This is a genomic window from Aestuariivita sp. (assembly GCF_021404545.1).
Taxonomy (GTDB): Bacteria; Pseudomonadota; Alphaproteobacteria; order Rhodobacterales; family Rhodobacteraceae; genus Aestuariivita.
This window is the reverse complement of record NZ_JAAWWD010000015.1, coordinates 35,253-41,516: the sequence shown is the minus strand read 5'-3', so window position 1 is coordinate 41,516 and position 6,264 is coordinate 35,253. Positions and strand designations below refer to the sequence as shown.

The 6,264-nt window shown below is 61.8% G+C and carries 4 protein-coding genes; all 4 read right to left on the bottom strand.

All coding sequences use genetic code 11. The annotated features are described in order from the left end of the window. Window positions 1–101 precede the first annotated feature (101 nt). Entirely contained in the window at window positions 102–734 is a 633-nt protein-coding gene (locus tag HEP69_RS07695) for a tyrosine-type recombinase/integrase (RefSeq protein WP_290557973.1), read from the bottom strand. Window positions 735–1,250: 516 nt separating this feature from the next. Then, window positions 1,251–2,369, bottom strand: coding sequence for an ABC transporter permease (locus HEP69_RS07690; RefSeq protein ID WP_290557972.1), 1,119 nt, complete (start codon window positions 2,367–2,369; stop codon window positions 1,251–1,253). Between the two features lie 3 nt (window positions 2,370–2,372). Beyond that, complete coding sequence (gene rbbA / locus HEP69_RS07685) at window positions 2,373–5,129, bottom strand: ribosome-associated ATPase/putative transporter RbbA (RefSeq protein WP_290557971.1); 2,757 nt, start codon at window positions 5,127–5,129, stop codon at window positions 2,373–2,375. A 1-nt stretch (window position 5,130) separates the two neighbouring features. Further along, window positions 5,131–6,147, bottom strand: coding sequence for an HlyD family efflux transporter periplasmic adaptor subunit (locus HEP69_RS07680; RefSeq protein WP_290557970.1), 1,017 nt, complete (start codon window positions 6,145–6,147; stop codon window positions 5,131–5,133). Window positions 6,148–6,264: the final 117 nt, after the last annotated feature.

Sequence of the window (6,264 nt, the reverse complement as noted above, 5' to 3'; positions counted from 1 at the left end):
AGGAGCCATCCACCCCATCAGCAAGGTGGGCTGCGGCGGCAGCATCTTGGCTTCTTGGCCAACGGCAGCTCTGGGCCGCCAGCGAAGACGGCCCATGTGCGCTAGATTTCAATGGCTTCGGCGATGGCGAGGGCATCTTCAAGTTCGACGCCGAGGTACCTAACCGTACTGTCCATCTTGGTGTGTCCAAGCAGAAGCTGAACCGCCCGCAAGTTGCCGGTCTTCTTGTAGATCTGGGTCACCTTTGTTCGCCTCATCGAATGCGTGCCATATGCGCTTGCTTCTAGACCGATCGATGTGACCCAATCGCGGACGATCCGTGCATACTGGCGTGTCGAGATATGAAGACGCTCATGGAAGCGGCCCGGCCAAAGGTACTCTGAGCCAACCATGAGTTCATCCTCCATCCACTTTTCGACCGAGGCACTCGTGCCTTCGGATATTTCGAAACGCACTGGTTTCTGCGTCTTGCTTTGCAACACAGAAGCCCGTTCTTTGATCTGGCCAGATGCCATAACGTCAACGACTTTCATCTTCACAAGGTCGCAGCCTCTCAGCTTGCTGTCGATCGCCATGTTGAACAGTGCATGGTCGCGATGGTTTTCTGCCAATTCAAGTCGAACACGGATTGCCCAGACGTCCTTTGGCTTCAGCGGCCGTTTCTGGCCGACGATACGTCCTTTGTTCCATGCGGGGCGAAGTGCGCGAATGGCTGGTAGGTTTGGTGTTTCCATGACTGATCCTCCGATCCGCCATGCCCTCCCACAACGACAACCCGACGTTGACGAGGGACCATATCACGGGATTGCTGCGCCGCCGCCGAGGTCGGCAGAGAGCCCATTTTATCGAATGCTGCAACTTGGACGAAGATCCGCAATCCATCGCAAAGCTGCCAGTCGAGCACGGATATACCACAGCTTACCGCGCGCAATGCGAGCGGAACGGGGAACACCTCAATGCTTTTCGCATTGTTGCTGGCATTCACCTAGCCCGAGTGCGACTTCGATCACGTTTCCACCCAGATCTTCTGCCCTGATCTGCAATGGCTACAACCGTGTCTACACAGCCTCGATAAGGAGCCCCGTTCGTCCTCAACCGTCCCTTTTTTTTTCATGGTCGCAGTCCGCGACGGTCCGGTCTGGAATCGAGGTCAACAAATCCTTCGAGCGGCCAACCAGTCTGGTGCCGCTGTACCGCTCCGATTAATTGTTCTTCGGCTGCTGCACCGCGCATCGACAAGCGCGAGATAGTTACCCCCCGGCGGACAAGGAGCGCCGGAACAGCAACAGGCTTGCCGCGAGGAAGATCGTCCCGAGGCCTGCGATCACCAGGAATTCAGGCCAGACGACGTCAAAGCCTGCGCCACGGAACGCGATGGCCTGACCGAACTCGATGTAATGGCGTGACGGCAGGAGCCAGCTGAACGGTTGTATGAAATCCGGCTGGCTTTGAACCGGCGACATCCCCCCCGACAGCATCTGCATCGGAAAGATCGTGATGATCATCAGAAGGGCGAATTGCGCCATGGACCGCGCCACCGTGCCGAGAAACACGCCGATGGCCGAGGCGGCGAACAGATAGATCACGGTGCCAAGGCCCAGAAGCCCCAGTGATCCGGCGACGGGCACTTCCATCCAGGCCTGCACGATCAGGACGAGCGACGCGCTGAAACAGACCAGAATCACCAGGCCGTTGGCCCAGATCTTTGCCATCGCGATCTGTAGCGAGGACAGCGGCATCACCATCAGATGCTCGATCGTGCCATGTTCACGTTCCCGCAAGAGCGCGGCGCCGGTCAGGATGATCACCAGCATGGTCAACTGATCCAGCAGCGACACAAGTGACCCGAACCAGGCGGCGATCCCAGCCTCGTTGAAGGAGCGGCGCAGAACCAGGTCAACCACGGCTGGTTGGTCCGGGGCGTCGAGATACCGCGCGACCTCCTCGTTGATGATGCTCTGGATGTACCCTACGCCCAGGCTCGCCTGGCTGACGGCCGTTGCGTCGGCATTGACCTGCACCGCAGCGCCGCGCCCCGCAATCAGGTCGGCCGCAAAGCGCGGCGGGATCACAATGACGAACATATACGCGCCCTCATCCATCAACGTATCCATGTCGCTGACCGCGATATGATCCGGCATTTGGAAATAGGGCGGGTAAAGCGCCGTGTCGATCCGCGCCGAAAGGGCCGAGCGGTCCTGATCGACGATGGCGACAGAGGCATTGTTGACTGTCTCGCCCGACGATTGCGCCTTCATGCTGACGCCGAGGGTGAAGGACCACAGGATGAAGATGGCCATCACCGTGTCGCGCAACACGCTGCGTAACTCTTTGGTGCCAAGCCAGAACACGGTAGAGAGCCAGCGCATCGCCTATTTCTCCTGCTTTTTCAAGACGGCAAGGCCGAGCCCGAAGAAGACCGGGAAAAACGCCGCAAGCAGGATCAAGTCATTGCGGAGATCACCTAGCGACAATCCCTTGGTGAAGGTCCCGACCGAGATCTGCATGAAGTAGCTGGTGGGCCAGAACAACCCCATCACCCGCGCGCCGCCTTCAAGGGTCGAGACCGGCTGGATCAGGCCCGAAAAGCTCATCGTGGGCAGCATGGACAGGATGGCCGCGGCAAAGACGGCTGTGACCTGCGATTTGGTCAGGGTCGAGATCAGCAACCCATAGCCCGTGGCGGCGAACGCATAGAGCAGCCCGCCGATGACCAGCGCCAGCAGGCTGCCTTGCAAAGGCACCTGCAGGACCAGAACGACAAGCGCGTAGAGCATCGCGAAATTGATCATCGCAATGGCCACATAGGGCAGTTGCTTGCCAAGCAGGAACTCCGCGCGGCGCGTCGGCGTGACGTAGAAATTGGTGATTGTCCCGATTTCTTTCTCGCGCGCGATGCTGACCGCCATCAAGATCGCGGGGAACATGATCAACAGCATCGCGGGGATCGACGGACCCATCGTCATGAGGCTCTCGGAGGTCGGGTTGTAGACCATCCGCGTTTCCTGCGTGACGCTTGCGGGCGCGGCCAAGGGGGCTGGGTTTTCCGTTCGCCAGTCGCGCAGGAACGTATTATGCACGCCGCTGACATAGCTTTCGATCGTGGCCGCGCGAGACGGGTTCGCTCCGTCGATCTGGGCCAGAACCTCCACCGGATTGCCCTGCCGCAGGCCGCGTCCGAACCCCGAGGGGATCTCCAGGCCAACGGACAAGCCGCCTTCCTGCATCCGCCGCGTCAGGGCTTGCGGCGTGGCCAGCGGTGGCGCCTCGGTGAAATAGAGTGATCCGTAATAGCTGGCCAGATAGGATCGGCTTTCGGGGGTCTGATCCAGATCGACCGCGGCGAAGGTCACCTCATCGACGTCCTGGTTCATGCCGAACGCCATGATCAGAAGCAGGATGACGCTGCCCGCGAAGGCAAAGACCAGGCGCACCGGATCGCGCCGGACCTCGGTCAATTCGCGGAAGGTATAGGCCAGCATCCGCGAGACGCTGAAGCGCAGCAGGGCGCCTTTGTCGGTGCCGGACTGGTCATCGGTCGCAATCCTGGCGCCGTCGGCCATGCGCGCGCCCTCGACAGCCGCGTCACCGGCGCCGGCCTCCTCCATGTAGAGGATGAACGCCTCTTCCAGAGTGTCGACGCCTTTGGCTTCGACCAAAGCGGCGGGCGTGTCGTAGACCATCACCTGGCCCGCGTGCATGAAAGAGATGCGGTCGCACCGCATCGCCTCGCTCATGAAATGGGTCGAGATGAAAATGGTGACACCCTGATTGCGCGACAGATCAATCAGCAATTCCCAGAATTGATCCCGCGCCACCGGGTCCACACCCGAGGTCGGCTCGTCGAGGATCAGGATCTCGGGCTCATGCACGATGGGCACGGCCAGCGACAGACGCTGCCTTATGCCAAGCGGCAGCGATGCCGCCCGCGCGTCGACATACTCGGCCAGACCGAACTGCGCGATCAATGCGTCCGTCCGCGCCGCGATCTGCGCGGCGCCCAGGTGAAACAGCCGTCCATGCAGAGACAGGTTTTCGCGCACGGTCAACTCGCCATATAGCGAGAAGGATTGCGACATGAACCCGACCCGGTGGCGCACGGCCATGTTGCGGGCATCGACGGGTTTGCCGAACACCTCCGCCGCGCCATCACTCGGCGACAGCAGGCCGGTCAGCATCTTCATCGTCGTTGTCTTGCCGCAGCCGTTGGAGCCCAGAAATCCGAAGATCTCGCCCGGTTCGATCTCGAAGCTCACATCGCTGACGGCGGTGAAATCGCCGAAACGTTTGGTCAGGCCCCGAGCGACGATCGCGGGCGTGCTTTGGCCCGGGACGAAGGGCGGTATCTCGACCTCCCGGTGCCCGGCGCTCTGCTCTCTCGGCAACAACGCGACAAAAGCCGCCTCCATGTCCGGCGCGCCGGTGCGGGCCAGAAGCGCCTCGGGTGTGCCACTGTCCAAGACCTGCCCTGCATTCATTGCGATCAGCCAGTCGAACTCCCCGGCCTCATCCATGTAGGCGGTCGACACCAGGACACTCATCGACGGGCGCACCGCGCGGATGCCGTCGATCAGCTCCCAGAATTGGCGCCGCGACAGGGGATCGACGCCGGTTGTGGGCTCATCGAGGATCAGGAAATCGGGATCGTGAATAAGCGCGCAGCACAGGCCCAGTTTCTGCTTCATGCCTCCCGATAACTTGCCTGCCGGACGCCCCAGAAACGGGTTGAGCCCGGTGGCTGCGGTCAGCCGGTCGATCCGGGCACGGCGCTCGGCCCGGGACTGGCCGAAAAGCTGGCCGAAAAACTCCAGGTTCTCGAACACGCTCAGTTCAGCGTAGAGGTTTTTGCCCAGACCTTGCGGCATGAAGGCGATTCGCGGGCCGGTCCGTTCGCGATGGCGCCGGTCAGCCATATCCCCGCCCATCACATGCACCTCACCCGATTGCAGGATCCGGGCGCCTGCGATCAGGCCCAACAGCGTCGATTTCCCAACCCCGTCGGGCCCAAGCAAACCGACCATCCGGCCCGCCGGGATCTCGACGCTCAGCCCGTCGAGCGCGACCGCCGCCCCATAGCTGTGACGAAGGTCGCGGATCAAGGCCACGGACGGCCCCCCGCTGCCCGCCATCTCAGCTGTCCCCCTGCATCAGCCTGTCGAGGATCTCCTGCATCTCCGCAGGCGGCTCCAGGCTTTCGGGCCACGGTTGGTCTTCGGCGCCGTTGAGCTTGACATAGGCGACGCCGCGAATGCCGGTCAGGACCTGTTCGATGCGAAACTCGACCAACTCCTGCGGCACACGCACGCGGATACGGAACATGAGATTCTCGCGCTCGTCCTGAATTTCGACCGAGCGCGGCGTGAATTGCGACTGTGGCGACACGTAGCTGACGGTGGCCGGCGCGCCGAAGCCAATAATATCAAGAACGATCCGCGCCTCGCTTCCGATGGCCACCTGATGGGCCTGTGTCGAGGGCAGGAAGAACTCCATATAGACCTCGCTCAGGTCCACAATGACCAGCGCCGTCGCCCCCGACCCGATGACCTCTCCCGGTTCTGCCAGGCGATAGAGCACTCGCCCGCGAACCGTGGATATCAGCTCCGAATCCTCGATCTGGGTGGTAACCTCCCGCAGGCTCGCCACGGCCGCGTCGACCCGCCGCCGCTGCGCGGTTTCCGAGGCCTCGGCGGAGGCCAGATTGGCCTGCGCGACCCGTGCCTCGCTCAGGCGGCTATCGAGTTGTTCCTGACTGACGACGCCGCGCTCAACCAGTTCGCGGGTGCGGGTAAGTTCCTGCTCGGCGAAGATCTGTCGCGCCTCAGATTGCGCGACCATCGCAACGGCGGCGGCGACGTCGCTTTCGGCGCGGGCGATATCGGCTTCGGCGCGGGCCATCTGCGCCTCGAGCTGGCGGGTATCCATTCGCACCAGCACATCGCCCGGAATGACCATGTCACCTTCGCGCACCAGCACTTCGGCCACCCGACCACCAGTGCGGGCCGCGATATCCACCTGAACCGCCTCGATCTGGCCATTCCCGAAGGCGATGTAGTCAGGCAACTGGCTCTGCTGCGCCTGCCATTGCGTATAGCCGAAATACCCGGCGCCACCCGCGATGATCAGGAAAAGAAGAAGTCGTGTCAGCATCTGGTCCTACCACTTTCGTTTTCGTCCTGTCGCATGCCGACGCGACGGCGCGCATGATCCAGATCAAGTTACAAACTGATCGGTTCAGTTTAGGCGGGCCAGAAGTGAGGATCTACA

Coding starts and splice junctions, on each gene's coding strand:
- HEP69_RS07695 (WP_290557973.1), bottom strand. CDS start 734: ATGGAAACACCAAACCTACCAGCCATTCGCGCACTTCGCCCCGCATGG.
- HEP69_RS07690 (WP_290557972.1), bottom strand. CDS start 2,369: ATGCGCTGGCTCTCTACCGTGTTCTGGCTTGGCACCAAAGAGTTACGC.
- rbbA (WP_290557971.1), bottom strand. CDS start 5,129: ATGGCGGGCAGCGGGGGGCCGTCCGTGGCCTTGATCCGCGACCTTCGT.
- HEP69_RS07680 (WP_290557970.1), bottom strand. CDS start 6,147: ATGCTGACACGACTTCTTCTTTTCCTGATCATCGCGGGTGGCGCCGGG.